This window comes from Niallia sp. FSL W8-0951 (assembly GCF_038006525.1).
GTDB lineage: Bacteria > Bacillota > Bacilli > Bacillales > Cytobacillaceae > Niallia > Niallia circulans.
Genome location: NZ_JBBOVK010000001.1, coordinates 3619884 through 3646461, shown reverse-complemented (window position 1 = coordinate 3646461; position 26578 = coordinate 3619884). Strand labels below are relative to the sequence as shown.

The 26578-nt window shown below is 37.4% G+C and carries 24 protein-coding genes; 23 read left to right on the top strand and 1 reads right to left on the bottom strand.

What is annotated here, in order from left to right; translation table 11 throughout:
• Nucleotides 1–51: 51 nt before the first annotated feature.
• Genes NSS71_RS17790 through NSS71_RS17780 form a run of 3 tightly spaced genes read left to right on the top strand, consistent with a single transcriptional unit; the run spans nucleotide 52 to nucleotide 2913 of the window.
• Nucleotides 52–438: a MerR family transcriptional regulator gene (locus NSS71_RS17790; RefSeq protein WP_095258221.1), complete on the top strand. Its 387-nt coding sequence runs from the start codon at nucleotides 52–54 to the stop codon at nucleotides 436–438.
• Nucleotides 439–477: 39 nt separating this feature from the next.
• Complete coding sequence (locus tag NSS71_RS17785) at nucleotides 478–1791, top strand: hemolysin family protein (RefSeq protein ID WP_047940755.1); 1314 nt, start codon at nucleotides 478–480, stop codon at nucleotides 1789–1791.
• Nucleotides 1792–1851: 60 nt separating this feature from the next.
• Nucleotides 1852–2913 (top strand): hemolysin family protein, encoded by a 1062-nt coding sequence (locus NSS71_RS17780; protein WP_047940754.1) that lies wholly within the window; start codon nucleotides 1852–1854, stop codon nucleotides 2911–2913.
• Nucleotides 2914–3024: 111 nt separating this feature from the next.
• Here NSS71_RS17780 and NSS71_RS17775 read toward each other — a convergent pair whose 3' ends face one another.
• Nucleotides 3025–3927 carry an STAS domain-containing protein gene (locus tag NSS71_RS17775; protein ID WP_082809998.1) on the bottom strand — a complete coding sequence of 301 codons (903 nt, stop codon included), beginning with the start codon at nucleotides 3925–3927 and terminating at the stop codon, nucleotides 3025–3027.
• Between the two features lie 219 nt (nucleotides 3928–4146).
• On the opposite strand from NSS71_RS17775, the gene prfA reads away from it, so the two are divergent.
• From prfA to NSS71_RS17675, 20 genes are all read left to right on the top strand, one after another.
• Entirely contained in the window at nucleotides 4147–5220 is a 1074-nt protein-coding gene (gene prfA / locus NSS71_RS17770) for a peptide chain release factor 1 (protein ID WP_095258220.1), read from the top strand.
• A complete protein-coding gene (gene prmC, locus NSS71_RS17765) occupies nucleotides 5213–6076 on the top strand; it encodes a peptide chain release factor N(5)-glutamine methyltransferase (RefSeq protein WP_095258219.1) in 864 nt (287 codons plus the stop codon). The genes prfA and prmC overlap by 8 nt, the downstream gene beginning before the upstream one ends.
• A gap of 263 nt (nucleotides 6077–6339) precedes the next feature.
• A complete protein-coding gene (gene spoIIR, locus NSS71_RS17760) occupies nucleotides 6340–7071 on the top strand; it encodes a stage II sporulation protein R (RefSeq protein WP_341151887.1) in 732 nt (243 codons plus the stop codon).
• 212 nt (nucleotides 7072–7283) lie between these two features.
• Entirely contained in the window at nucleotides 7284–8213 is a 930-nt protein-coding gene (locus NSS71_RS17755) for a metal ABC transporter solute-binding protein, Zn/Mn family (protein WP_095258217.1), read from the top strand.
• Between the two features lie 2 nt (nucleotides 8214–8215).
• The gene (locus NSS71_RS17750; protein WP_341151886.1) at nucleotides 8216–8950 is read left to right on the top strand and encodes a metal ABC transporter ATP-binding protein; all 735 of its coding nucleotides are present in this window, start codon (nucleotides 8216–8218) and stop codon (nucleotides 8948–8950) included.
• Complete coding sequence (locus tag NSS71_RS17745) at nucleotides 8950–9858, top strand: metal ABC transporter permease (protein ID WP_095258216.1); 909 nt, start codon at nucleotides 8950–8952, stop codon at nucleotides 9856–9858. The genes NSS71_RS17750 and NSS71_RS17745 overlap by 1 nt, the downstream gene beginning before the upstream one ends.
• Nucleotides 9858–10751, top strand: a complete 894-nt coding sequence (locus NSS71_RS17740; RefSeq protein WP_095258215.1) for a metal ABC transporter permease — start codon at nucleotides 9858–9860, stop codon at nucleotides 10749–10751. Before NSS71_RS17745 ends, NSS71_RS17740 begins: the two co-directional genes overlap by 1 nt.
• 308 nt (nucleotides 10752–11059) lie before the next feature.
• Nucleotides 11060–11974, top strand: a complete 915-nt coding sequence (locus NSS71_RS17735; RefSeq protein ID WP_061796870.1) for a proline dehydrogenase family protein — start codon at nucleotides 11060–11062, stop codon at nucleotides 11972–11974.
• Nucleotides 11975–12061: 87 nt separating this feature from the next.
• Nucleotides 12062–13636, top strand: coding sequence for an L-glutamate gamma-semialdehyde dehydrogenase (gene pruA, locus NSS71_RS17730; RefSeq protein ID WP_061796866.1), 1575 nt, complete (start codon nucleotides 12062–12064; stop codon nucleotides 13634–13636).
• A gap of 270 nt (nucleotides 13637–13906) precedes the next feature.
• Complete coding sequence (locus NSS71_RS17725; RefSeq protein ID WP_061800836.1) at nucleotides 13907–15580, top strand: sigma-54 interaction domain-containing protein; 1674 nt, start codon at nucleotides 13907–13909, stop codon at nucleotides 15578–15580.
• A 72-nt stretch (nucleotides 15581–15652) separates the two neighbouring features.
• Nucleotides 15653–16108, top strand: a complete 456-nt coding sequence (locus NSS71_RS17720) for a hypothetical protein (RefSeq protein ID WP_095258213.1) — start codon at nucleotides 15653–15655, stop codon at nucleotides 16106–16108.
• Between the two features lie 173 nt (nucleotides 16109–16281).
• Nucleotides 16282–17322: an L-threonylcarbamoyladenylate synthase gene (locus NSS71_RS17715; protein WP_061800834.1), complete on the top strand. Its 1041-nt coding sequence runs from the start codon at nucleotides 16282–16284 to the stop codon at nucleotides 17320–17322.
• A 103-nt stretch (nucleotides 17323–17425) separates the two neighbouring features.
• Nucleotides 17426–17980, top strand: a complete 555-nt coding sequence (locus NSS71_RS17710; RefSeq protein ID WP_047940740.1) for a manganese efflux pump MntP — start codon at nucleotides 17426–17428, stop codon at nucleotides 17978–17980.
• 240 nt (nucleotides 17981–18220) lie between these two features.
• Complete coding sequence (locus NSS71_RS17705; RefSeq protein ID WP_061800833.1) at nucleotides 18221–18673, top strand: low molecular weight protein arginine phosphatase; 453 nt, start codon at nucleotides 18221–18223, stop codon at nucleotides 18671–18673.
• Between the two features lie 30 nt (nucleotides 18674–18703).
• Nucleotides 18704–20005 (top strand): methyl-accepting chemotaxis protein, encoded by a 1302-nt coding sequence (locus NSS71_RS17700; RefSeq protein WP_047940738.1) that lies wholly within the window; start codon nucleotides 18704–18706, stop codon nucleotides 20003–20005.
• A gap of 84 nt (nucleotides 20006–20089) precedes the next feature.
• The gene (locus NSS71_RS17695) at nucleotides 20090–20662 is read left to right on the top strand and encodes a TIGR01440 family protein (RefSeq protein ID WP_341151885.1); all 573 of its coding nucleotides are present in this window, start codon (nucleotides 20090–20092) and stop codon (nucleotides 20660–20662) included.
• A 461-nt stretch (nucleotides 20663–21123) separates the two neighbouring features.
• The gene (gene glyA / locus NSS71_RS17690; protein WP_251687858.1) at nucleotides 21124–22365 is read left to right on the top strand and encodes a serine hydroxymethyltransferase; all 1242 of its coding nucleotides are present in this window, start codon (nucleotides 21124–21126) and stop codon (nucleotides 22363–22365) included.
• A gap of 230 nt (nucleotides 22366–22595) precedes the next feature.
• The gene (upp, locus tag NSS71_RS17685) at nucleotides 22596–23225 is read left to right on the top strand and encodes a uracil phosphoribosyltransferase (RefSeq protein WP_047940735.1); all 630 of its coding nucleotides are present in this window, start codon (nucleotides 22596–22598) and stop codon (nucleotides 23223–23225) included.
• 182 nt (nucleotides 23226–23407) lie between these two features.
• The gene (gene tnpA, locus NSS71_RS17680; protein ID WP_047944525.1) at nucleotides 23408–23893 is read left to right on the top strand and encodes an IS200/IS605 family transposase; all 486 of its coding nucleotides are present in this window, start codon (nucleotides 23408–23410) and stop codon (nucleotides 23891–23893) included.
• A 397-nt stretch (nucleotides 23894–24290) separates the two neighbouring features.
• Nucleotides 24291–26498 (top strand): S8 family serine peptidase, encoded by a 2208-nt coding sequence (locus NSS71_RS17675; RefSeq protein ID WP_328282833.1) that lies wholly within the window; start codon nucleotides 24291–24293, stop codon nucleotides 26496–26498.
• The last annotated feature ends 80 nt before the right edge of the window (nucleotides 26499–26578 follow it).

Genomic DNA, 26578 nt, shown 5'->3' with positions numbered 1-26578 from the left:
TATATAATTAACTTATAAACAGAAAGGGGTTTTTTCATTGGGAAGGCGTTATTGCGTATTGGCCAAGTGGCGAAATTAAGCGGATTATCTACAAGAACGATTGATTACTATACAAGTAATAAATTGCTTCCGGTGACGCGATCTGATTCCAATTATCGCCTGTATTCCGAAGATGTTCTCTATACATTGGAACGAATAAAACTTTTGAAAAAACAACGTATGTCGATTGAAGAAATACGAAAAGTCATTCATTCAATGGAAGACCAAGAAATCGAACCAATGATGGATGAGGTACAGGACGAAATTGCCTGTTTGCATAAAAAACTGGCCTCCTTGGAAGAACGATTGAAAGATGCGCCGCAGGAAGAGAAAAAGAAAGTGTATCGTACACTTGAAACAAAATTATTAGACATAATGAAATTACTGTCTTTAATGTAACTATTCCTGGAGGTGAATCCCTCGAAACGAGGGAAATAATTGGACATAATAACGATAATCAATTTATTTTTACTAGTGCTATTAATAGCGCTAACAGCTTTCTTTGTTGGTGCAGAATTTGCTGTTGTTAAAATTCGTATGTCAAGAATTGATCAGTTAATAGCAGAAGGAAATAAGAAGGCCATTATGGCGAAGAAAGTAGCAAGTGAGTTAGATTACTATCTTTCTGCCTGTCAATTAGGTATTACCGTAACCGCACTTGGTCTTGGTGCCCTAGGAAAACCGGCAATTGAGCAACTATTGTATCCAGTATTTAATTTACTGAATGCTTCTCCATCTGTTGCCTCAGTTGCTTCCTACGCTATTGCTTTTGCATTGGTAACTTTCTTGCATGTGGTGGTAGGAGAAATGGCCCCGAAAACACTTGCTATTCAATTCGCTGAAAAATTAACCTTATTGCTGGCGCCGCCATTATATTGGTTTGGTAAGGTGATGAAACCTTTTATATGGGCATTGAATGGTTCTGCACAAGTAGTACTTCGTTTAATGGGGATCAAACCTGTTAAGCACGAACAGGCCTATTCTGAAGAAGAATTGAAAATAGTAATGACACAGAGTTATCAAGGTGGAGAAATTGATCAAACAGAGCTTGAATATATGGAAAATGTATTTTCCTTTGATGAAAGAGTAGCGAAGGATATTATGGTTCCTAGAACAGAGTTAGTAACACTAAATAAAGATATGTCCTATGAAGAGATTGTAAAGGTCTTGGATGAGCATAATTATACGCGCTATCCTGTAACAGAGGATGGAGATAAAGATCATATTATTGGTGTAGTGAATGTAAAGAAAATGCTCACACAAATGGCTTGGGGAAGAAATCGTCAATTAGAAGAGTTCGTTCGTGACCTTCCGGTTGTGTTAGAAGTAACAAGATTGCAGGATGCTCTTTTAAAAATGCAGCAGGAGCGAGTGCATATGTTATTGGTTATTGATGAGTATGGTGGTACTTCTGGTATCCTGGCAATGGAAGATATACTAGAGGAACTTGTTGGAGAAATCCGTGATGAGTTTGATGCAGATGAAGTGGCGGACATCCGAGAGTCGGGGAAGGATAAATATTTCATTAATGGCCGTGTATTGCTAGATGAATTAGAAGAACGTTTTGGAATCCCGTTTGAAGAAAGGGAAGAACTTGATACTATTGCAGGCTGGATACAATATCAGCTATTAGATACAGCAAAAATTGGGGATCAAGTAGAACAAGGGGACCGATTATGGACTGTGACCGATATGGATAACTACCAGATCAAAGAGGTTAGCCTTACACAAAACGCTTTTAAAACTATCTAGATGTCAAAACTGCTTTATCGATAACTCATGGAGGTGAATCCCTTTAAAAGAGGGAAATAATTGGACAGTATAATACTATTGAATTTGTTTTTAGTAGCAGTATTTATTATGTTAACAGCGTTTTTCGTTGGGGCGGAATTTGCTATTTTAAAAGTAAGAATGTCACGGCTGGATCAGCTTATTGCCGAGGGAAATAAAAAGGCAATTATTGCAAAAAAAGTAGCGCATGACTTAGATTACTATTTATCTGCCTGTCAGCTTGGGATTACCATTACGGCATTCGTTTTAGGAGCTTTAGGGGAACCAACAGTAGAAAAAATCCTTCATCCTTTGTTTGAGAGGTTCGATGTGCCTAATGCTTTATCAACTGTACTCTCCTATGCAATTGCTTTGTCAGTTGTTTCTTTTTTACATGTTGTAGTCGGAGAATTGGCTCCAAAGACATTGGCTATTCAATATGCTGAAAAAATGACGCTGATGTTTGCTCCTGGCTTATATTGGTTTGGGCAGGTTACAAAGCCGATTATCCATGCTCTAAATGGCTCATCTAGAGCGATCCTCGGATGGTTTGGTATAAAACCGACTGGACATGAAATAGCCCATTCGGAAGAGGAATTAAAGTTGATTGTGACTCAAAGTTATGAGAGTGGCGAAATCAATCAAACAGAATTAGCCTATTTAAAGAATATTTTTGCTTTTGATAATCGAATTCTAAAAGAAATTATGATTCCAAGAGAACAAATTGTGAATGTAGAAATAGAAATGTCATTGGAAGAAATGTTGACTGTCTTGGATACACATGAATATACTCGTTACCCTGTTACAAAGGATGGAACAAAGCTAGTAGGGTATGTAAATACAAAAGAAATGCTGACAAATGTGGTAGCAGGAAGAGAAACGAAAATGGAAGAATTTATTCATGAGATGCCTATTTTTTTTCAAACGTCACCAATCAAAAATGTTCTTCTTAAAATGCAGCAAGAAAGAGTGCACATGGCTTTAGTGAAAAATGAAAGAGGCGTAATTGTAGGACTCGTTACAATGGAGGACATTCTAGAAGAAATTGTTGGCGAGATACGTGATGAATTTGTAGGAGAAGAAATTCTGAATAAAGGATTCTAATTTTGAATTTACTAGTTTAATAGAAAAAAGATTAATAACTCTGCTAAATCATTTATTGCTATGCAGGAAATCCATTTCCGATAGTAGTATAAACAATTTAGCAGAGTTTTTTTATGGTTTATGCTTTGCGAAAGGCATAGTACTAATGCTAGAGGCTGCGACATCTAAAGACTTTTCCTGTAAAGATAGCGCTTGTTTTAGCGTACTGAATGTGGAAACTTTCCCCAATTTAATTCCCAAGGCAGCAATCATTTGTGCTGTATCAGGACTAAGTCCAGAAATAGTAGACTCAATACCAATGAAAGAAAGTATTTTTGTTAGTTTCATTAACTCATGCAAAACCATTGTATCAATGGAAGAAATACCTGATAAATCAATGAACAGATGCTCAATGCCTTCCTCTTTGCAGCGTACAGGAACGGTTTCTAATATTAGTTTTGCACGTAAGCTATCAATGTCACCGATTAGGGGAAGAACACCAATCGAATCAGTAATTGGAATAACAGGAACGCTTAATTGCTGGATAAGCTCCTCTTGGGAATGGATTTTTTCTTTGGTAAAAGTATGATACATACTGGTAAATTGATTTGTCAATTGATCAAAAGTAGAGTGATATTTAGTGCTCCATTGTAAAACTAAGGCTGTTGAAACTTCTTTATGCTCAAGGATAAATTGTTCAATTGTATCCCATATTGCCTTTCTTGTAATACTTAATGCCTCTAATACTTCATGAACAGGCGTTGCTAATTCTACCCTGCTTTTAGCAACTTCATTTGCCCATACTTCTAGATTATCAGCAAAGATGCTTTCATCTTCTAGAAATGCACTGATAACAGTCTGAATGGTAAAAGCATGCTGCTTTTTAAGCATTTCTTCAACTGCAGGGGAGGTGTTTTTTGAGTAAATAGACCCTGGTTCTCCATCTTTAATAGCAAACCATGTTTTCGTAATAGAGGGCGCCTTGTCCATCACATATTCGTAAATGGAATGGTTCGTTAGGGACATATTTGTCATTTCCTCTCTTTTTAGTGTTATATCTATTATAATAGATAATGAAAAAATTGGCTCTACATTCTTATGCTTATTTAATTAAGGCGCTATTTTTTAAGTGGAAGAATTTTTTTGAAAAAGAAAAGAAGCGATAAAATGCTATTTTTCATAAGAATTGGTTTTGACGAGAAAAATAGCCTATAATATAATGAATACGTTATGGATAAAAACGAGGTGAATAGTGTGTTTGATCGTCTTCAAGCTGTCGAGGATCGTTATGACAAGCTTAATGAATTATTAAGTGATCCTGAAATTGTGAATGATACAAAAAAACTGCGTGACTATTCGAAGGAACAATCGGATATTCAAGAAACAGTAGAAGTTTATCGTGAATATAAAGAAGTAAAAGAACAGCATGTAGAAGCTAAAGCAATGCTGGAAGAAAAGCTAGACTCAGAAATGCGCGAGATGGTAAAAGAGGAATTAGATGAAACAGCAGCACGTATTGAAGAGTTAGAAGCACGTTTGAAAATATTGTTAATCCCTAAAGATCCTAATGACGATAAAAACGTTATTATGGAAATAAGAGGTGCTGCCGGAGGAGATGAAGCTGCATTATTTGCAGGGGATCTTTTCCGTATGTATAGCCGCTTTGCGGAGGCGCAAGGATGGAAGATGGAAGTCATCGATGCGAGCTCAACAGGTGTTGGCGGCTATAAAGAAATCATCTTTATGATTAACGGAAAAGGGGCATACAGCAAATTAAAGTTTGAAAATGGGGCCCACCGTGTACAGCGGGTGCCGGAAACGGAATCTGGTGGTCGTATCCATACGTCTACTGCAACAGTTGCTTGTTTGCCTGAAGCAGAAGAAGTAGAGATTGAAATCCATGAAAAAGATATTCGTGTAGATACATTTGCTTCTAGTGGTCCTGGAGGGCAAAGTGTTAATACAACGATGTCTGCTGTCCGTTTAACGCATCTTCCAACAGGTACAGTCGTTTCCTGTCAGGATGAAAAATCACAGATAAAAAATAAAGAAAAAGCAATGAAAGTATTACGTGCGCGTGTTTATGATAAATTCCAGCAAGAAGCACAAGCAGAATATGATCAACAACGTAAATCTGCGGTTGGAACAGGGGACCGCTCTGAGCGTATTCGTACGTATAATTTCCCGCAAAACCGTGTGACTGACCATCGTATCGGATTAACTATTCAAAAGTTAGACCAAATTCTTCAAGGAAAAATGGATGATATTATCGATGCCCTCATTTTTGAAGAACAATCTAGTCGTTTGGAAAGTGCTTCCGATGTGTAAGGTATTTGAAGCCCTAAAATGGGCTTCTTCTTTTTTAAAGGAGCATAATAGAGAAGAATATGCAGCGGAGTTATTATTAAGGCATTCGTTACAAGTGAGTAGATCTGAAATGCTTATGAAATTTCGTGAAGACATAGGTGATGAACAATTCAAGGATTTCCAAAAGCTAGTCTACTTGCATGCCAAAGGACAACCAGTCCAATATATTATTGGTCAAGAAGACTTTTATGGCAGAGCTTTTAAGGTGAATAAGGAAGTGCTCATTCCTCGACCAGAAACGGAGGAGCTTGTACAATCTGCGCTTGCACGGATAGATAGACTGTTTGGAAAAGATGCAGCGTTAAAGCTAATAGATGTGGGGACAGGAAGCGGGGCAATTGCTGTGACTATGAAGCTAGAATGTCCATCCTTGCAGGTGGTAGCTAGTGATCTTTATGAAGTTTCATTAGCTGTTGCAAAGCAGAATGCTGCGAATTTAGGGGCAGATCCAATAGAATTTGTACAAGGAGATTTATTGCAGCCATTTATTGCCCAAGGGAAAAGCTTTGACGTTGTACTCTCCAATCCTCCCTATATACCAGAAGGGGATGTCATGACGATGTCTGACGTGGTAACCGAGCACGAGCCGCATAGAGCACTGTTTGCCGGAGAAGATGGGCTCCTTTTGTATAAAAGGCTATGTGAAGAACTACCTCAGGTCGTCAAGGAAAAAGCTATTATTGGCTTTGAAGTAGGTGCGGGCCAGAGCAATGCTGTTGCACAGCTTTTAGAAGCCGCTTTCCCTCAGGCAAAAGTAGAAGTTCAATATGATATCAATGGCAAAGATCGCATGGTATTTGCCGAAGTAGGCTTTTGATTAGTAGGAGAAAAGGCATATGCTATACCCGGTTATACGGTGTAATAGCATATGCTTTTTTTATTTGGGAAGAGTCGTTTTATAAGTTGGAGAGGAGGAGCCGCAAGTGTAAGGTGGGAGAACTGCAAGAAAAAGCAGCAAACGGCAAAATAAATGAAGACAAATTCCCATTCTACAAAAAATTACTCCAAAAAAATGAAATTTACTAGTTTAAGATTCTATTAATCTGCCCACACTGTGTTAGTGAAGGGGCGGTGCTAAAGATGAAAAATAAACCGATGGCAACTATTTATTTATTTGTACTTATTTTATCTACAATGATGAGTTTATATATTCCAAAAAATGAAGTGACAGCAAATAATGAAGTAATTATTCCTAATGATGCGATTCGTCTAAGAATTTTAGCAAATAGTGATAAGGAAAATGATCAGGAGTTAAAAAGAAAAGTAAGAGATGCTGTAAATGAGGAAATTACAAACTGGGTTTCCAAATTAACTTCTAAAGAAGCGGCAAAAGACTTATTGAAGAAAAAATTACCAGAGATTCAACAGATTGCGGAAAGAGTAGTAGAAGAAGAAAAAGCCAATCAAGCTGTAAATGTTACGTTTGATAAAGTGGATTTTCCAACTAAGCTTTATGGTGAGTTCTTATATCCAGCTGGACAATATGATGCCATTTTAATTACTTTAGGAGAAGGTGAAGGGGCCAATTGGTGGTGTGTTCTTTTCCCGCCATTATGCTTCTTGGATTTCTCTAACGGAGTTGCGGTAAGTGATGGATTTGAGGAAGAGAAGAAAGAAGAAAAAGAAGATAAAGCAGTAAAGGAAGAAAAGAAAGAAAAGAAAGAAAAGAAAGAAAAGAAAGAAACGAAAGAACAAAAAGAACAAACTAAAGCGGAAGAGAAACAAGATCCTGTATTTGTAGAAGGAGAAAAAGAAGAAGAAGTAGAAGTGAAATTCTTTCTTGTGGAGTTATGGGAGAAGATATTTGGATAACAAAATAGTTTTTAAGAGAGATGCTGTTAATAAAGGCATCTTTTTTTATTGAATGTTAGCAAAGTTACTTAAAAAATTTTCCCTAATCACGATTAAATCATTGACATTTTTCGAATAGTTAAGTATTTTGTATATAAACATAAAAGTTTCCTTAGGGAAACAAATTGTCCAAAGGGTATGTTTGTTTCGATAAAGAAAAGGGGGAAGGAATAATGTGGAAATTGGTACTAACAGGATTGCTAATGTCGTTTGTTTTTCTAACAGGATGTTCAGCTGAATCAACGGAATCAAAAGAAGATGGTAAGCTTACGATTGTTACTACAATTGCGCAAATTGCAGAGCCTATGTCGGTTATTGGCGGCGATAAAGTAGAAGTGCAAAGCTTGATGGGACCTGGAGTGGATCCTCATTTGTATACAGCGACACAAGGAGATATCCAGAAAATGGATGGTGCGGATATTGTCTTTTATAGCGGGCTGCATCTAGAGGCAAACATGGTAAAGGTTTTTGCAGAAATCGGCAAAACAAAACCAGTTCTTGCGATTGGGGATGGTATCGCCGAAGAGAAACTTTTGAAGGATGAGGAAGGCGCAATTGATCCCCATATTTGGTTTGATGTTGATTTGTGGAAAGAGGCACTTGATGCTGCAACGACCGAGTTAAAGAAAGCGTCACCTGATGATAGTAACTATTTTGAAAAAAATAAACAGGAATATTTTGCGAAATTAGATTCATTAAAAGAAGAAGCAAAAACACAAATGGAATCATTGCCTGAAGATAAGCGGGTATTGGTTACAGCACATGATGCATTTGGCTATTTTGGAAGAATGTTAGATATAGAAGTTGTTGGTTTACAAGGTTTAAGTACGGAAGCTGAAATTGGGTTAACGGATATAGAGGACACTATTGCATTACTAGTAGAGCATCAAGTTCCAGCAGTTTTTGTTGAAAGCAGCATTAACCCAGCCTCCATCAATGCCGTTCTGGAAGGAGCAAAAAAACAAGGGCTTGATATAGAGCTTGGCGGAGAATTGTTCTCTGATGCTATGGGCGATGCGAAATCGAATGAAGGAACATATATCGGGATGTATGAACATAATGTTTCAACCATCTATCAAGCATTGAGCAGAGGAGTGGAATAAAGATGGAGACAGTACTTACAGTGGAAAATGTGTCCGCTGCTTATCGTAAAAATGAAGTACTATCTGATGTTAGTTTTCAAGTGGAGAAGGGAACTCTGACGAGTATCGTCGGACCAAATGGGGCCGGGAAATCTACTTTGTTAAAAGTAATATTAGAGCTTCACCATGCTATTAGTGGAGAGGTGAACTTTTTTGGTGAAACCTATCAAACAGCCAAATCGAGAATTGGGTATGTACCCCAGCGTGGTTCGGTAGACTGGGACTTTCCAACAAATGCTCTTGATGTAGTAACAATGGGTTTATATGGGCAAATAGGGTGGCTCAAGAGGCCGAAGAAAGAGCATAAACAAAAGGCAATGGCAGCCTTAAAAGAAATGAAGATGGAAGACTATGCAGATCGTCAGATTAGTCAGTTATCAGGTGGACAGCAGCAGCGTGTGTTTCTTGCACGCGCGCTGGCGCAAGAGGCTGATCTTTACTTCTTAGATGAACCGCTTGCTGGAGTAGACGCAACAACGGAAAAGGCGATTATGGAAACCTTAAAGATGTTGAAAGAGCGCGGTAAAACTGTTATGGTCGTCCACCATGATTTGCAGACTGTTGAAGAATATTTTGATCATGTTCTCCTGTTAAATAAAACAGTTATTGCCCATGGTCCTACAAGTGAGACTTTTACAAAAGAAAACATTAGGAAAGCATATGGTGGTACCTTGCACTGGATGGGAGAGAAGAGATAATGTTTAGTTTTCTTTCTTATAATGCGCAATCTGTATTATTCAGTACGTTCTTATTAGGAATGGCAGCAGGTGTTATTGGAAGCTTCGCTTATTGGAAGAGACAAAGCTTAATGAGTGATGCCCTTTCTCATGCTGCGTTACCAGGAGTTGTATTAGGGTTTATAGTACTGGGAGAAAAAAATCTATTTGTCATGATAATTGGAGCAGCGATTACCGCTTTATTAGGTGCATTTCTTATTCAGTGGATCAGAAGCTCAAGTCGTGTGAAAGAAGATGCAGCCATGGGAATTGTATTATCTGTTTTCTTCGGCTTAGGGATTATGCTGTTGTCATTTGCTAATCGAATGCCTGGCGGTAATCAAAGTGGACTGGATAGTTTTATTTTTGGGCAAGCGGCATCTATGGTATCAAGAGATGTCTGGACCATGATGATGGTGGCTATTATTGTACTTTTCTTAACAGTAATTCTTTTTAAAGAGTGGAAAATTTTTTTGTTCGATCCAAGCTTTGCGAAAGGATTAGGTATATCCATAACGGGGATGAATGCACTCTATATGGCAATTCTTGTTTTAGTTATTGTGGTTGGCATTCAAGCGGTCGGCGTCATATTAATGGCAGCCTTATTAATAATTCCAAGTGTAAGTGCTAGATATTGGACAGAATCCTTTAAAGTGATGGTGATTCTTTCCGCCTTGTTTGGAGGAGCCTCCGGAATGATTGGAACATTTTTAAGCACAATTGGAAAAGGATGGCCAACTGGTCCGTTTATCGTAGTAACCGCAGCTGCTATTTTCTTTATCTCCTTATTTTTAGGAAGTAAAAAAGGATTGGCTGTTGTCTATTTTCAACAGAAAAGACAAAGGAAGAGCATGGAGTTAGTAAAAATGACGAGGGAGGTAGAACAATAATGAGCTATACAGGTTGGATATTGTTGACTGCCTCATTAGTAGGACTAAGTTGTGGTTTAATTGGCGTTTTGTTGATTTTAAGAAGAATGGCTATGATGGCTGATGCTATTAGCCATACCGTGTTATTGGGGATAGTGTGTGCTTATTTAATAACACGAGAATTAACAGGAATTCATATGTTGATTGGCGCGGTTATTGCTGGCCTTATTACTGCGTTTTTCATTCAGTGGCTGCATTCACGCGGAGTTCAACAAGAAGCTTCGATTGGAATCGTCTTTACTACACTATTTGCGATAGGGGTTATTTTAATTGCAACCAAAGTAGGCAATGCCCATTTAGATGTGAAACATACTTTAATGGGAGAAATTACTTTCATCCCATGGGAAAGAGTAGAAGTCCCCATTCTAGGAAGTGTTCCAGAGGCAGTAGTATTACTTAGCGGCGTGTTATTTGTAATTCTATTGGTCATTATTGCATTCTATAAAGAGTGGAAAATTACTTCATTTGATTCTGCACTTGCAGCAAGCCTTGGTATTCCGGTTATCTTTATGCATTATTTATTTATGTCTTTGGTTTCCTTAACAACAGTGGCAGCTTTTGATGCTGTTGGCGCAATTATGGTAGTAGCAATGCTTATTACTCCTGCGGCTGCAGCTTATTTATGGACAGATCGATTATCCTTTCTTTTTCTGTTAAGCAGTGGGTTTGGGATTCTATCGGCGTTTATTGGCTATTATATGGCGGTATGGTTAGATACCTCTATTTCAGGGGCGATGGCTTTTTCTACAGGCATCATTTTTATGATAAGCTTCCTTTGCTCTCCGAAATATGGAGTATTAGCAAAAAGAATGACAAGAAGAAAACACAACCAGAGAACATACAAAATTAGTTAAGAGATTGTCTGTGAAGTACTCTTTTAAAAGAGGGGTTAGAACCTTTTTTAAAGAGAGTACTAGTCGGACAATCTTTTTTTATGTGATCGGCAGCCTCATTCATTAATCACTTCGGATACTCTTCCCTCTAAATTTTAAGCAGCTATCAAAAGAAATAAATTATGCGCTTCCAGTATTTTAATAATAAAAATTAATCAGAAAATTATAGATTTCAAAGCTGGTATTATTGTATAATCGAAGTATGAATTAAACACAAATGTACAGTGCTTAAATTTTAAACAAAAGTGTTCAAAAAGGGGAGCTTGATAATGGAAGTTGCATTGAGAAATATGTTTCAGTCATTAGCTAAGAATAAGTCCGCCAATAAACTAGCTCGCAAATACGGTTTACGCTTTGGAGCAAAACGATTTGTTTCTGGTGAAACGATAGCAGAAGCAATTTCAAAAGTCAGTGAATTAAACAAATCAGGTAGAGTGGTTACGCTTGATCATTTAGGAGAGTTTGTCTATACGAAAGAAGAAGCAGATGAATCAACGAGAATGTCTTTAAAAACACTAGATGAGATTCATGCATCTAGCGTTCACTCCCATTTATCAGTCAAAATGACATCTCTGGGGTTGGATATTGACAAGGAATTATGCTTGAACAACATGCGGAAAATTGTTTCTAGAGCCAACCAATACGGAAACTTTGTCCGTATCGATATGGAAGACTACGCTCATTGCCAAGTAACCATTGATATTTATGAAGAGCTCCGCAAGGAATATGATAATGTTGGTTTGGTCATTCAAGCCTATTTGTATCGAACAGAAGAAGATATGAAACATTTGAATGAATTAAGCGCAAATCTGCGTTTGGTAAAGGGGGCTTATAAAGAGTCACCGGATGTTGCCTTTCCAGAGAAAAAGGACGTAGACGAAAATTATAAAAAAATTATTGAAATGCATATGCTGAATGGAAACTACACAGCTGTTGCCAGCCATGATGAAAAAATAATCCAATTCACTAAAGAGCTTGCCGCAAATCATGGGATTGATAAAGACAAGTTTGAATTTCAAATGCTGTATGGAATATGTGAGGATTTGCAAAATAAGCTAGTGAAAGAAGGGTACAAAGTAAGAGTGTATGTGCCATACGGAAAAGATTGGTTCGGCTATTTTATGAGAAGATTGGCAGAAAGACCAGCAAACGTTTGGTTTATTTTGAAAAACTTATTTAAGTAAGTCGGTAGAATCGAGCTCCCCTTTTTATATATTAAGTTTGCTAGATATCAGGATGAAAAAATATAAACAAAAAAGGAGAAATAAAAGATGACGAATATGACAAGTATCCCACCGTATAAAAATGAACCGTTTACCGATTTTACAAAAATCGAGAACCAGCATGCAATGGAAGCCGCTATTCAAAAAGTAAAAGAGGAATTAGGAAAAACCTTCCCCCTTGTAATTGGCAAAGCCAAAATTATGACAAAAGAAAAAACGGTATCGATTAATCCGGCGAATGTAGATGAAGTCATCGGAGAAGTAAGTAAAGGGAATAAAGAGTATGCAGAAAAGGCCATGCAGGAAGCCTTGCAATCGTTTGAGACATGGAAGAAAGTAAAACCAGCTGAGCGTGCTGAATATTTGTTTAAAGCTGCACAATTAATGAGGGAAAGAAAACATGAGTTTTCCGCATATTTAATCTTAGAGTCAGGGAAGAACTGGGTAGAAGCAGATGCAGATACTGCGGAAGCAATTGACTTCCTTGAGTTTTACGGGAGAGAAATGATTCGTTTAAGTGAGACATCGATCCACCAACCGCTATACCCGACAGCTGGTGAAGTAGATAATAAGATTACCTATATTCCGCTTGGGGTAGGGGTTGTTATTTCTCCATTTAACTTCCCGCTTGCTATTATGGCAGGGACAACAGTTGCTGGAGTCGTATCGGGGAATACCGTTATCTTAAAGCCGTCCGATAATACACCAGTTATTGCTGCTAAGTTTGTAGAATTAATGGAAGAAGTGGGTTTGCCGTCGGGTGTTATTAATTATCTTCCTGGCGATAGTTTGGAAGTAGGAGAATATTTAGTGGAGCATCCTAAAACAAGATTCATTTCCTTCACTGGATCTCGTGCTGTAGGCTGCCGTATCTATGAGCGTGCATCTGTTGTACAGCCTGGCCAAATGTGGTTAAAGCGAATTGTAGCCGAAATGGGTGGGAAAGATGGCATTGTAGTCGATGAAACAGCAGATCTTGATGCAGCAGCAGAAGCGATTGTGGCAGCGGCGTTTGGTTTTCAAGGTCAAAAATGTTCTGCTGGATCTAGAGCAATTATTGTGGAATCTGTGTATGATAAAGTAGTAGAAAAGGTAGTAGCACGGACAAAAAATTTAGCTATTGGCCTACCAGAGACGAATGCAGCAGTAGGGCCAGTGATTGATGAAAAAGCATTAAACAAAATACTAGGCTATATTGAAATTGGCAAAAACGAAGGGAACCTCGCAATAGGTGGGTCTCGTGCAGAAGGAAATGGCTACTATATTGAACCAACTATTTTTATAGATGTTCCCGCAGATGCTCGCATTATGAAAGAGGAAATTTTTGGTCCAATTCTCGCAATCTGTAAGGTGCCTGATTGGAAAACAGGTATTGAAGTATATAACGATACCGAATATGGCTTGACCGGCTCCTTTTTTTCTACTCAAGATGATCGAATCGAGTATGCATTAGAAAATCAGCATTGCGGCAATTTATATATTAATAAGAAATGTACAGGTGCATTAGTAGGAGTGCACCCATTCGGAGGCTTTAACATGTCTGGAACGGACTCCAAAGCAGGAGGATTCGACTATCTGTTACTTTTCACACAAGCTAAACTAAGCACGAAAAAAGTACTGTAATCAGTGTAATTGCTAGCTGTCTTTTGGGGAAATGATGGTAGGCAGAGTAAATCCATAGTCAAAAATAAACCAACTTAATCAAGCTGACTCTATTAGGAACACAAGAATATTACTAGAAAGAAGTAGTAACTTCTGCATTTTAATCATTCGAGTGGATTCCTTTTAGAGCCAGCTTTTTTCTATAGAATAAATTGCATCCATTTTCTCTTATTGGAAAAAACGGTTATTTAGTGATAAATTAACAATAATAAGGAAAGAAAGGATAAAGATATGTTTACAGATTCGCAAATGAAGATTGAAACTTCATTTACCATCCTCTCAGACGACGAAAAAATTAGTACGCTAACAGAGGTGTTAGCAGATTATTCCTACGCTATTATTGAAAGTGAGCAGTTATTTACGATTGGAAATGCTGAGCAGTACCTGCTAGCAGCTGTAAGGAATAGTCAAACAATAAAAGACTGGCTGCAAGTAAGTAATATATTACCTTCAGAGGTAATTACTATACAGGATATAAAAAAGGACAATCTAAGTTGGTTAAGACCAGTCATTATAAAGAAACAAAATGAATTTCAAGGGATTGTGACTGCGGCAGCAAGAATCCAAGCTTTACAAAAGGAAAATAAATATATCGCTACTTATTTTGAAACACTTGCTGAGACTATGAATGATGCCGTAACAGCAGTAGATAGTCACGGAACCGTTTTTTACTGGAATAGTGTAGCAGAAGATACCTATCAAATTACAAAAGAAGCAATTATCGGTAAAAAAATCGGCGAGCATTTTGAAACAGACTCAATTCAATTACATCGTATCCTAAAGGAAGGAAATCCGATTAGAGGTACTTATCACCGCCCAAATGAACATACACATGTGTTAATTAATGCTTCACCTGTTCTTGTAGATAATAAAATAATTGGTGGCATTTCAACAGAACATGATATTACGAAGCTAATACACCTAAATCAAGAATTAGATTCGACTACCTCTATATATGTGCAAAAGGATGAGCCTTTTTCCTCTATTTTATCAAGCAGCAAAGAAGTGAAAAGAGCGGTTGAAATGGCACAAAAGGTAGCATCGGCGGAAATACCGGTTCTTATATCTGGAGAAACAGGTACAGGAAAAGAACAGCTTGCACAAGCGATTCATTATGGGGGATCGAAAAGAAAGAATCCGTTTTTATCGTTAAATTGTTCCACTGTTCCAAAAGATTTAATGGAGATGGAACTGTTTGGATATCAGAAAATGAGTTTTAATGCGGGAGATCCAGTAGAAATAGAAGGAAAGATAGAGCAGGCTGAGTCAGGGACACTATTTATCGAAGAAGTGGATAAAATGCCTTTAACTGTTCAAGAAAAACTACTGCACTATATGACTGAGCGATCCTTTACTAGGGTGGGCGGAGAACAGCAGAAAAAGCCAGCAACAAGACTTATTTTGTCATCTACCCAGCCTTTAGGAGAGTTAGTAAGAAAAGGCGAATTTAATGAAAGGCTTTATTACCAAATTAGCGTTATTCATATTGAAATTCCTCCACTCCGCAAACGAAAAGAAGATATACCGCATTTAGTTAATAGTTTTCTAAAAATGTACAATGAAAAATATCAGAAAAACGTAACAAAAATAAATGAACAAGCAATGCATATTGTATGTTCATACGATTGGCCAGGTAATATAAAAGAGTTGAAGAATGTAATAGAACATAGTCTATTAGTATGTGAGGGAAATAGGGAATTAACTCTTGAACATATCCCGGCAGAAATTGTAGAGAAGTATAAGGTTTCTATTCGGGGTGAAAAAGGGAATAGGGAAGATAACGAAATGGAACGAATAAAAGAAGCGCTCAAAAAAACCTATGGAAATAAGAGTGCTGCAGCAACATTGCTAGGAATATCAAGAGGAACTTTATATAACAAAATAAAAGAATTTGGCCTTAAATAAGAAATCTCGCATTTTTTCCTCCATCATTTCATAGTAATAGATTAAATACTAGATGGTGGGGGGATTAGAAAGATGCATATCATTCGACAAGCAGAAATAGGGGATTTAGAAAGGATTGCTGCTTTTTTAACAAAAGCAGAAGTGACAGTAGAAAGATTGCAAGAATGGCTGGACTGCTTTTTGCTTATGGAAGCGGAAACTGATCAAACTCTGATAGGCACCATTGGAATAGAACCTTTTGGGAAAATAGGATTGCTTCGTTCGATGGTTCTTTCTAAAGGGACGGTGGAAGATATATTGTTTTTAATACACCAAGCGTTAAAATTAGCGAAGGATAAAGACCTAGATACCATCTATTGTAAGGTTCATAATCCGCATTCCATGCAATTATTTCATTTATTAGGGTTTCAAGCGATAGAAGAAGAAAACATTCCAGCAGCATTGAAAGAGTCGAATACTGTAAAAAGCGTTTTCACTGTTGATAAGTCGCATTTTATGTATATTCCGATGAATATTGTGGATAAATAGCAAAAGTTATCCACTTTTTAGGGGTGTTTATTCACAATTTGGGGACAAGTCAGATTTTTATCCCCATTTAAGGAGAAGCTTGTCCTTTTCCACAAATGGTGGTATTGTCGAAAAATGAGGAATAAGAAGCGATTTAGCGTAATTGATATTAAAATGGAAAAAGGTGGATTTTAATGAAGACAAATTATTGGTCAGTGGATAAAAATGTGGATAAAGAGGAAAGTTATTCACAAATACAACAAGCTGCTGATCTTTTAAGAAAAAATGAGGTCGTTGCGTTTCCGACAGAAACGGTTTATGGCCTTGGTGGAAATGCAAAAGAAGATTCCGCCATTTCAAAAATATTTGCGGCTAAAGGAAGACCGTCTGACAATCCGCTTATCATACATATTGCAAAACGAGAGCAATTAGATGAGTTAGTAGAAAAAGTACCGGCAACAGCAGAGAAATTAATGGATGCTTTTTGGCCGGGACCACTTACGATTATTTTTGAAAAGAAAAATGGGGTGTTATCGGAGTTAGCGACTGCTGGTCTTTCTACAGTGGGAATTCGAATGCCTAATCACCCTGTCGCATTACAGATTATTGAACAATCATCCCTGCCAATCGCAGCTCCAAGTGCTAACCGTTCCGGGAAACCGAGTCCCACGAAAGCGATTCATGTGAAAGAAGATTTAGATACATATATTGCCGGAATAGTGGATGGTGGTTCCACAGGAGTAGGTGTTGAGTCTACTGTTGTTGATTGTACGGATGAGAAAGTAATGGTTCTCCGCCCAGGAGGCATTACGAAAGAACAACTAGAAAGTGTTGTCGGTGAAGTGAAAGTTGATCAGGCGCTGACTGATACGGAAATAAAACCAAAGTCACCTGGGATGAAATACACTCATTACGCTCCAAATGCTCCATTGTTTTTAGTGGACGGTTCTAAGGAGAAAATTCAATTACTAATAGAAGAAGAAAAACAAAAGGGACATAGAGTTGGTGTTTTAACTACAAAGGAAAATAAAGCATTCTATCGAGCTGATTTTGTTTATGCTTGTGGTAAACGGCTGGATCTATCTACGGTAGCTGCTGAGCTATATGATGGTTTGCGAAGCTTTGATCATCAGCAAGTCGATATTATCTTCGGAGAGATGTTTCCGACAGAGGGCGTTGGACAAGCTGTTATGAACAGATTGATGAAAGCTGCTTCTCACCAAGTAATAAAATAGTGTTTAATGAGAAGTCATCTCTTAAAAATATTTGCGGATATTTAATTCTAAAAGAACTTGGACGTGCATAATCTCTAATGAGCAAGTCCAAGGGGGCCAAAGAATGTCTGCAGTTGTGGGAGAACTTTTTACACTTATTTTAATGGCATTTGCTTTAGGAATGGATGCATTTTCGGTTGGGCTAGGAATGGGGATGTTTCAACTAAGATTAAAGCAAATCGCAAAAATCGGCTTTATAATTGGAATCTTTCATGTAATAATGCCTTTACTGGGGATGATTACAGGGAAGTTTCTTTCGGAAAATTTCAGTGAAATAGCCGGATATATAGGTGGAGCACTTCTAGTTTTATTAGGAATTCAAATGATTTGGACTGGGTTTAAAGAAGTGGAGACAAGTCGAATTACGCCGGTTGGTTTCGGCTTGCTTCTATTTGCGGTTAGTGTAAGTTTGGACAGCTTCTCCGTTGGCTTAAGTCTAGGAATATACCAGGCAAGAACAGTAGTAGTTCTGCTTTGCTTTGGAATTAGTGCGATGGTACTGACGTGGTTAGGCCTACTAATTGGAAGAAAAGTACAGGGCTGGTTAGGCTCTTATGGAGAAATGCTTGGGGGAGGAATCCTTCTTATTTTTGGAATCAAGCTGCTTATTAGTTTATAGTAGTATTAGATACGGAGAAGTGGCTTTCATCATTGGGTGAAAGCCATTTCTCATTTCCTTGTTTAGAAAATGATAGAGTGAAAAGATAATTTGAAGGTAATGTAACATACTCCAATTAGTAAATGCTGAAAATGTCCTAGCTTTAACCGATAATAAACGAGTATTTGCACTATCTTCTTTGTAGATAAAATAGAATTATTAGGTAAAATGGTCTATAATAGAACCATATAAAGGAGGATAATGATGATTCGCATATTGTTTGTTTGTACAGGTAACACGTGCAGAAGTCCAATGGCAGAGGCTATTTTAAAGCATAAATTTGCTTCTGAAGTCGAAGTCAAATCCGCTGGAGTCTATGCGGTAGATGGTAGTGCTGCATCTTTGCAGGCACAGGAGATTCTTTCTGAAAAGGGAATCCAGCATAACCATTCTTCCACAATGGTCACAAAAGAGTTAATAGACTGGGCAAATTATATATTCACAATGACAAAAGGGCATAAAAATATGCTTGTATCAGCATATCCATCCTCCATTGAGAAAACGTTTACGATAAAAGAATATGCAGAGGATGACCCAGATGGGGATGTGAGTGATCCTTTTGGAGGACCTGTTTCGATTTATCGAGACACATATGAAGAATTAGAAATATTGATAGATAAAATAATGGAAAAAATAACAAAAAGTGAATGGTAAGGTGCTACTTATTCACAAGGGGGAAAAAGAGTGGGAACGAAGGTGCAGTATAAGTTTAGTTTACGAAAGAAATTGGCGCTATTTATTACAATTCTTGCAATTATTACGTATTCAACGAGTGCTTTTTTTATGTATATTCTCTATCCAGCCATTGAAAGCAAAATCGCCATTAGTTCCGTTATTTTTAATATTGTCACCTTAGCATTAGGCGTATTTTGGTCTGGTTTTTTAGGCTTTTTGGCGGCAGGGCTTATTATTAAACCGTTAAAGCGATTGGAACAAAGTGCATTAAAAGCCGCACACGGAGATATAAGCAGGGATGCAGAAGTGTCCAAATCAGATGATGAAATCAAATCCTTAGGCTTAGCTTTTAATCATATGCTGTTTAATTTACGCGACATGGTTCAAAGTATTGAAAATAATTTTAACAAAACAAACGAAACAGTAAAACGGATCTCTGCTGAATCGGATAACGCGCTAGAGCAAACATTAGCAATTTCTAATTCGGTTGGTGAAATTGCTGGGGGTGCTGAAATGTCTGCACAAAGTGTCCAAGCCTCAGCAGAGTCTGTAGAAGAATCAATGAATATCGCTCTTGTCGTGGAAGAAAAAGCGAATATGTCCAAAGCTATTTCCGAACAAATGTCTGAAAAGTTAGTAGAGACAAATAAAGTAGTTCATTCCTTAGTGGATGGAATGATGGAATTGGCAGTAGAGAATACGCATTCCCTAAAGTCTGTACAAAATTTAGAGATTCATTCTAAAGAAATTGAAGAAGTGTTAAAGCTTGTTGGAGAAATTGCCTCACAGACAAATTTATTAGCATTAAATGCATCTATAGAAGCGGCGCGAGCTGGAGAACATGGTGCTGGCTTTAGTGTGGTAGCCGAAGAAGTAAGAAGACTTGCTGATGAGAGTGGCAAAGCGGTAGAAGGAATTGCGGAGATTATCCGCAATATGCAGACAGAAGTTAGAAATGTCGTTGAACAAATTACAAACCAAGTCGAGAATGCTCAAGAAAAAGCGGAAACAGGGAAGAAAACGAATTTAATTTTTAATGAAATGAATGAAACTACAAATAAAATGGTAGATGCAACAGCTGATATAACCGAATTGATTCATAAGCAAAAACAACAAATTTATGAAACAACCCAGCAATCACAAGAAGTTGCAGCAATTGCGGAAGAAACGGCTGCAGGAGCACAACAGGTAACGAATATTGCGGATAATCAAACGGCACTTATACGCAAGGTGGATGGATTGGCATTGGAATTACAAGCGCATGCAGAAGAACTGCAGCAAACCATTTGTCGCTTTCACATTAAAGAATAGATAGTTTACTTGTACTCCCTATATCTTTGTGCCATGATGGTTATAGTATAAGAAATGTAGGTAACTTGAAGAGGGGTGTTTTAAATGAATGAGGAAACACTTAAGCTAAAGGAGCAGCTACGAACGATTCTAACGGAATATCAAGAACAGGCACAGCTGAAAGAACAGCAATTATTTGTGATTGGCTGCAGTACAAGTGAAGTCATCGGTCAAAAGATTGGTACCGCGGGAACGGTAGATGTCGCTTCCTTAATTTTTGAAGAATGCCAAAAATATCAGCAGCAAGCAGGAATTTCGCTTGCTTTTCAATGCTGTGAACATTTAAATCGGGCTTTAGTAGTCGAAAGAAAAGTGATGTTAGCAAGGAACTTACCGGAAGTTTCTGTTGTACCGGTGCGTCATGCGGGTGGAGCGATGGCCACTTTTGCCTTTCAGCAGATGGAAGATCCAGTGGTCGTAGAGTTTATTCAGGCAGATGGTGGAATCGATATTGGCGACACCTTTATTGGCATGCACTTAAAGCATGTTGCTGTACCAATCAGAACCTCACTGAAGGAACTAGGAAATGCTCATGTCACACTAGCAAAATCCCGTCCTAAATTAATTGGTGGTCCAAGAGCTGTATATGAGAACACAAAAGAAAATCTTTCTTGTTAATGAATAACCAATGAAATTCCTGCATGTTTTTTAGGGATTTTGTTGGTTTCTTGTTTTTATGGACTGGAGCTGAAGGAAGAGAATCTAAGGTGTATTGAGAAGGAGGAAGGACGAAGTTAAGTAGAGTAAGAGAAAAAAGATATTAGAGACTACGACACTTCCACTCTCCTATCCCATTCCCATGAGTACTATTGTTAAATAATAATTCTTTGCTAAGAAAACCACCCAATAATAATGAAAAAATTATTTTTTAACACAGGTTCATTTTATTGAAATAGTAGAAAAATAAATATTTTTGTATCTTTCTAAAAAAATAACGAAAATACTTTGGAAAAACCGAACGAAAAGTGTATAAATCATTTGATAATTCGTAAATTAGCTCTTTCTTTTTAAAATATATACATGATAGAATAGAGGCAGATTTACGGTGGAAAAGAGAGAATAGTCGGGAGGAAATACATATGAAGCATTTAGCGGAGCAAGATGAACTGGTTTTTAAAGCAATACAACAAGAATTAGGACGCCAAAGAGCGAAGATTGAATTGATTGCATCAGAAAACTTTGTTAGTGAAGCGGTAATGGAAGCACAAGGATCTGTATTAACTAATAAATATGCAGAAGGTTATCCTGCTAAACGTTATTACGGTGGATGTGAATATGTAGATATTGTAGAAGATATTGCGCGTGATCGTGCGAAGGAAATCTTCGGTGCAGAACATGTAAACGTACAGCCGCATTCAGGTGCGCAAGCAAATATGGCTGTTTATTTTACCATTTTAGAGCATGGAGATACCGTGTTAGGAATGAATTTGTCTCACGGTGGGCATTTAACACATGGTAGTCCAGTTAACTTTAGTGGTGTTCAATATAATTTTGTGGAGTATGGTGTGGATAAAGAAACACATTATATTAATTACGAAGATGTTCGTGAAAAAGCGTTGGCTCATAAGCCAAAGTTAATCGTAGCTGGAGCAAGTGCGTATCCACGTGAAATTGATTTTGCGAAATTCCGTGAAATTGCTGATGAAGTTGGAGCATACTTAATGGTCGATATGGCTCATATAGCTGGTTTAGTTGCTGCGGGCTTACATCAAAATCCAGTTCCATATGCTGATTTTGTTACTACTACAACGCATAAAACGTTACGTGGACCTCGTGGAGGAATGATTCTATGTAAAGAGGAATTTGCCAAGAAAATTGATAAATCTATTTTCCCGGGAATTCAAGGTGGTCCGCTGATGCATGTAATTGCAGCAAAGGCTGTTGCATTCGGGGAAGCACTGCAAGCTGATTTTAAAGATTATGCAGTGAATATTATTGCAAATGCAAAGAGATTAGCAAGTGGTCTGCAAAAAGAAGGATTAAACTTAGTATCGAACGGCACGGATAATCATTTATTATTAGTTGACCTCCAATCATTGGGTTTATCTGGAAAGACAGCAGAGCATGTATTAGATGAAGTGGGGATTACTGTAAATAAAAACACTATTCCTTATGATCCAGCAAGTCCTTTTGTGACAAGTGGAATCCGCATTGGAACAGCAGCGGTAACATCTCGTGGATTTGGTTTAGAGGAGATGGATGAAATAGCTTCTATTATTGGTTTTACACTTAAAAACCATGAAGACGCTGAGAAGTTAGCGGAAGCTGCTAAAAGAGTAACAGTATTAACGAGTAAATTTGAATTGTACAAGGAACTATAAGAGGAAGAGAACAGTTGATAAGGCGTATAGCGGCTTATCAACTGTTCTCTTTTTTTAAAACGATTTTTTTCTAGGTTTTCGGAAAAACTATCAGAGAAAATTCAAATTTAGAAAAGAATTTCAGTTGATTCAGTAATACTTTTTCTGTAGAATAAATAGAAGTGTGTTAACGAAGTATCCTGTCGAAAAAAGAGGATATTTATACTAATGAAGGAACGGAGTGAATAGTTGTGGCAAAAGTATATGTATTTGATCACCCATTAATTCAGCATAAACTTACATACATCAGAGAAAAACAAACAGGTACGAAGGAATTTAGGGAGTTAGTAGACGAAGTTGCTACTTTAATGGCTTTTGAAATTACTCGTGATATGCCATTAGAAGAAATTGAAATTGATACACCGGTCGCAAGAACAAAATCAAAAGTTCTTTCAGGTAAAAAAATTGGTATCGTTCCTATCCTGCGTGCTGGTATTGGAATGGTGGACGGGGTTCTAAAATTAATTCCTGCTGCGAAAGTTGGACATATTGGATTATATCGTGATCCTAAAACATTAAAGCCAGTGGAATACTATGTTAAGTTACCTTCTGATGTCGAAGAAAGAGATTTTATTGTTGTAGACCCAATGCTTGCTACTGGTGGTTCTGCAATTGAAGCAATTCACTCTTTAAAAAATCGAGGCGGAAAAAATATTAAATTTATGTGCTTAATCGCAGCTCCTGAAGGGGTGGAAGCGTTAAAAGAGGCACACCCAGATGTAGATATCTACATTGCGGCATTAGATGAAAAACTAAATGAAAAAGGTTATATTATCCCAGGTCTAGGAGACGCTGGAGACCGATTGTTTGGTACAAAATAATATCGTTCCAAAAAGGCCCAAAGCAGCTTAGCTTTGGGCCTTTTTTATTTATAGAAAAGAAAACCCTGGGCTATGCCTAGGGTTCCAAAAAGCTTACAGCGCGGTATTAAAAAAACTTCCTCTTGGTGCTAAAATATTTTTTGGTTCGCCAACCGAAAATAAATAGCCAGGAGGAAGTCCTTATGTCAAAAGACAATAATAGTTTAGCACACACAACTTGGAATTGTAAGTATCACATAGTATTTGCACCAAAATATAGAAGACAAATTATTTACGGGAAAATAAAGAAAGATATTGGGCAAATCTTACGTACCTTATGTGAGAGGAAAGGCGTGGAGATAATAGAAGCAACAGCGTGTAAGGATCACGTACATATGTTAGTGAGTATTCCGCCAAAATTAAGTGTATCAGCATTCGTAGGCTATCTAAAAGGGAAAAGTAGCTTGATGATATTTGATCGACATGCACAATTGAAATATAAGTATGGAAATCGAAAATTTTGGTGTACAGGATATTATGTAGATACGGTAGGAAGAAACAAAAAGGTAATTGAAGAATATATCCGTAATCAAATACAAGATGATATAGTCGCAGAACAATTAACAATGATGGAATATATTGATCCATTTACAGGGGAAGAAGTGAAGAAAAAGAAACGAAAAAATTAGGAGAGAAGGCCTTTGAGGTCTGGCCAGTAGAAGTAGTACAATTGGCGAACCTTTCAGTAGCCCTTTAGGGTTTGGTCAGTAATAAAGGCTTTCAGCCGCAGAGAAAACCACCCGTTCTCACGGGTGGTCCTTATTTCCGCTCATCTCCTAGGGAAAAGAAACTTTATATCATTTCATTATAAGCTTTTCCTGCTTCCTTTGTGCTAACAGAACTGCAAATCTCATTGCTTCTTTATAACCTTATTAAATTAGAGAGAGTTTTTTGCTTTTAACAATAATGAAATAAATATTTGTGAGAAAAGTCACATTCGGATTGTGATGTGTATTTTTGGCAATACATAAAAACACAACTTGCGGTCAAAATAAAAAGCATAAAGATTTGCAGGGGGCGGTAATAATGCTACAAAAAACACTCAGAATTCTCCTCTTTATACCACTATTACTATCACATTTAACAATGGCAGCATCTTTAAAAACTCCAAATCTTCCCTCGCAAAATTTCAATGAAGTTCAAATTGCTATTGTGCATACAAAGAAGAATTATGCCGAACAAGAAATCGATCGGCTTCTTAGTCGATATCCAGATTTAAAAAGAAGATATATTTTTACAGAAGTATTCAGTGGTTTTTCTGTTGAAGGACCGGTATATGAACTTGAAAAATTAAAACAAAGCGAAAGCGTGAATCAAGTCTCAAAGGTTCAGACTTATATGGCAGAAACAGAAGACCCGGTTGAAATAATTGGAGCAGATGAAATTAGGAATTACTTAGGCAAGTCATTAGAACATATTAGTGGCAAAGGAATAAAAATAGGGGTCATCGATACAGGGATAGATTACCAACATCCTGATTTAGCCAAAAATTATCGGGGTGGCTATGATTTCGTGGATAAGGACAAGGACCCGATGGAAACAAAAGGGTTAGGGAATAAAGATACTTTTCATGGAACTCATGTTGCTGGAATTATTGCAGCAAACGGAAAAATCAAAGGAGTTGCTCCGAACGCAACAATTTATGCCTATAGAGCATTAGGTCCAGGTGGTTCTGGAACAACAGAACAAATATTAGCAGCAATCGATAGAGCTGTCAGAGATAAAGTTGATATTATCAATTTATCATTAGGCAGTGATGTGAACGGCCCTGATTTGCCAATTAGTCTTGCTTTAAACGAAGTCGTTAAGAAGGGGATAATTGCAGTTGCAGCAGCTGGAAACGCTGGTCCTGCTGAATGGACAGTTGGTTCTCCAGGAACCGCAGCTAAGGCCATTTCAGTAGGCGCTACCACGCCCAATATCCATACTCCTTTTTTTACCATAGATGATAAGAAAATTGCCTTAACAAATATGGAGAACAGTAAGGAATGGATGGGAATGGAATCTATTCCATTAGCAAGCGGTGGGATAGGAAAGAAGCAGCAACTGACGAACGTAAAAGGAAAGTTAGTATTAATAGAAAGAGGAGAATTGACATTTACAGAAAAAGTGCAGAATGCCTATGAGGCTGGGGCGGTGGGCGTATTAATATTTAATAACTTGCCCGGAGCATTTCAAGGAATGCTAGAAAAAGAAGTACCTTTACCAGTAGCAGGAATTACAAAGGAGGAAGGAGAATTTATAAAGAAGACTATTCAAAAAAAGAAAATATATGTAACCATCGAAAAGAAGTGGGAAAAGGATATACTGGCAGATTTTAGCTCGCGGGGACCTGTTACAAGTACATGGGAAATTAAACCAGATGTTCTCGCGCCTGGAGTTGTGATAAATAGCACAGTCCCTGATGGATATATGGCTTTACAGGGAACAAGTATGGCAGCTCCTTTTGTTGCTGGAGCGTGTGCGTTATTGTTGGAAGTGCATCCTGACTGGGGACCAGAAGAAGTAAAAGCGGCTTTAATGAATACCGCAAAGTCAGTCAAAAATAGACAAAATGTGACATATAAAGTATACGAGCAAGGGGCGGGTCGAATTCAAGTTGACCAAGCCATAAATGCCAATGTTTTAATCATGCCAGGAAGTATTCGTTTCGGAAAATATAAATTAGTAAAAGAAAAGAATCAATATAAAGCGTATATCTCCATTAAAAATGTGGGGAAAAGAAGAGAAAAAATTTCCTTTGATTTTCCTAAAGGAAAGCGCGGGATTAGTTGGAAACTTCCCCTTTCTTTTACACTAAAACCAAGAGAAGAGAAAAATGTTCCAATAATAATGAATATTGATGATAACCTTTTCAATAAGAAACTGCAAGATGGTATAATTAAAGTGAGAGCAGGCGGAAAATTAATTGAATTACCCTATTTATATGTATTGGAAGAACCAGATTATCCAAGAATTATGGGGTTCGATTTTCATAAGAAGAATGGAGAAAGTTGTTATGAGTATGAGACCTATCTGCCAACTGGCGCCGAGGAATTTGGAATTGCACTTTTTAGAGAAGATACATTACAATTTGTCCGGTTTCTAGATTGGAAAAAAGAAGTGAAAAGAGGTCGATTAAAAGGTGAATTTGCCTTAACGAAAGTAGAGGAGGCAGGGACATATCGAATGAAAATATTCGCCAAAAAAACTGGGAAAGAGGACATGCTTGAAAAAATTCTAAAAATAAAATAAGCTATAACAAAGAGATTGTTAAATGGTGAGCAATGAATTTTTTTTTTGTATTTAAATGCATTGACATTGACAATACCCTA

Coding starts and splice junctions, on each gene's coding strand:
- NSS71_RS17775 (WP_082809998.1), bottom strand. CDS start 3,927: ATGACAAATATGTCCCTAACGAACCATTCCATTTACGAATATGTGATG.
- prmC (WP_095258219.1), top strand. CDS start 5,213: ATGTGTAAGGTATTTGAAGCCCTAAAATGGGCTTCTTCTTTTTTAAAG.
- spoIIR (WP_341151887.1), top strand. CDS start 6,340: ATGAAAAATAAACCGATGGCAACTATTTATTTATTTGTACTTATTTTA.
- NSS71_RS17755 (WP_095258217.1), top strand. CDS start 7,284: ATGTGGAAATTGGTACTAACAGGATTGCTAATGTCGTTTGTTTTTCTA.
- NSS71_RS17750 (WP_341151886.1), top strand. CDS start 8,216: ATGGAGACAGTACTTACAGTGGAAAATGTGTCCGCTGCTTATCGTAAA.
- NSS71_RS17745 (WP_095258216.1), top strand. CDS start 8,950: ATGTTTAGTTTTCTTTCTTATAATGCGCAATCTGTATTATTCAGTACG.
- NSS71_RS17740 (WP_095258215.1), top strand. CDS start 9,858: ATGAGCTATACAGGTTGGATATTGTTGACTGCCTCATTAGTAGGACTA.
- NSS71_RS17735 (WP_061796870.1), top strand. CDS start 11,060: ATGGAAGTTGCATTGAGAAATATGTTTCAGTCATTAGCTAAGAATAAG.
- pruA (WP_061796866.1), top strand. CDS start 12,062: ATGACGAATATGACAAGTATCCCACCGTATAAAAATGAACCGTTTACC.
- NSS71_RS17725 (WP_061800836.1), top strand. CDS start 13,907: ATGTTTACAGATTCGCAAATGAAGATTGAAACTTCATTTACCATCCTC.
- NSS71_RS17720 (WP_095258213.1), top strand. CDS start 15,653: ATGCATATCATTCGACAAGCAGAAATAGGGGATTTAGAAAGGATTGCT.
- NSS71_RS17715 (WP_061800834.1), top strand. CDS start 16,282: ATGAAGACAAATTATTGGTCAGTGGATAAAAATGTGGATAAAGAGGAA.
- NSS71_RS17710 (WP_047940740.1), top strand. CDS start 17,426: ATGTCTGCAGTTGTGGGAGAACTTTTTACACTTATTTTAATGGCATTT.
- NSS71_RS17705 (WP_061800833.1), top strand. CDS start 18,221: ATGATGATTCGCATATTGTTTGTTTGTACAGGTAACACGTGCAGAAGT.
- NSS71_RS17695 (WP_341151885.1), top strand. CDS start 20,090: ATGAATGAGGAAACACTTAAGCTAAAGGAGCAGCTACGAACGATTCTA.
- glyA (WP_251687858.1), top strand. CDS start 21,124: ATGAAGCATTTAGCGGAGCAAGATGAACTGGTTTTTAAAGCAATACAA.
- tnpA (WP_047944525.1), top strand. CDS start 23,408: ATGTCAAAAGACAATAATAGTTTAGCACACACAACTTGGAATTGTAAG.
- NSS71_RS17675 (WP_328282833.1), top strand. CDS start 24,291: ATGCTACAAAAAACACTCAGAATTCTCCTCTTTATACCACTATTACTA.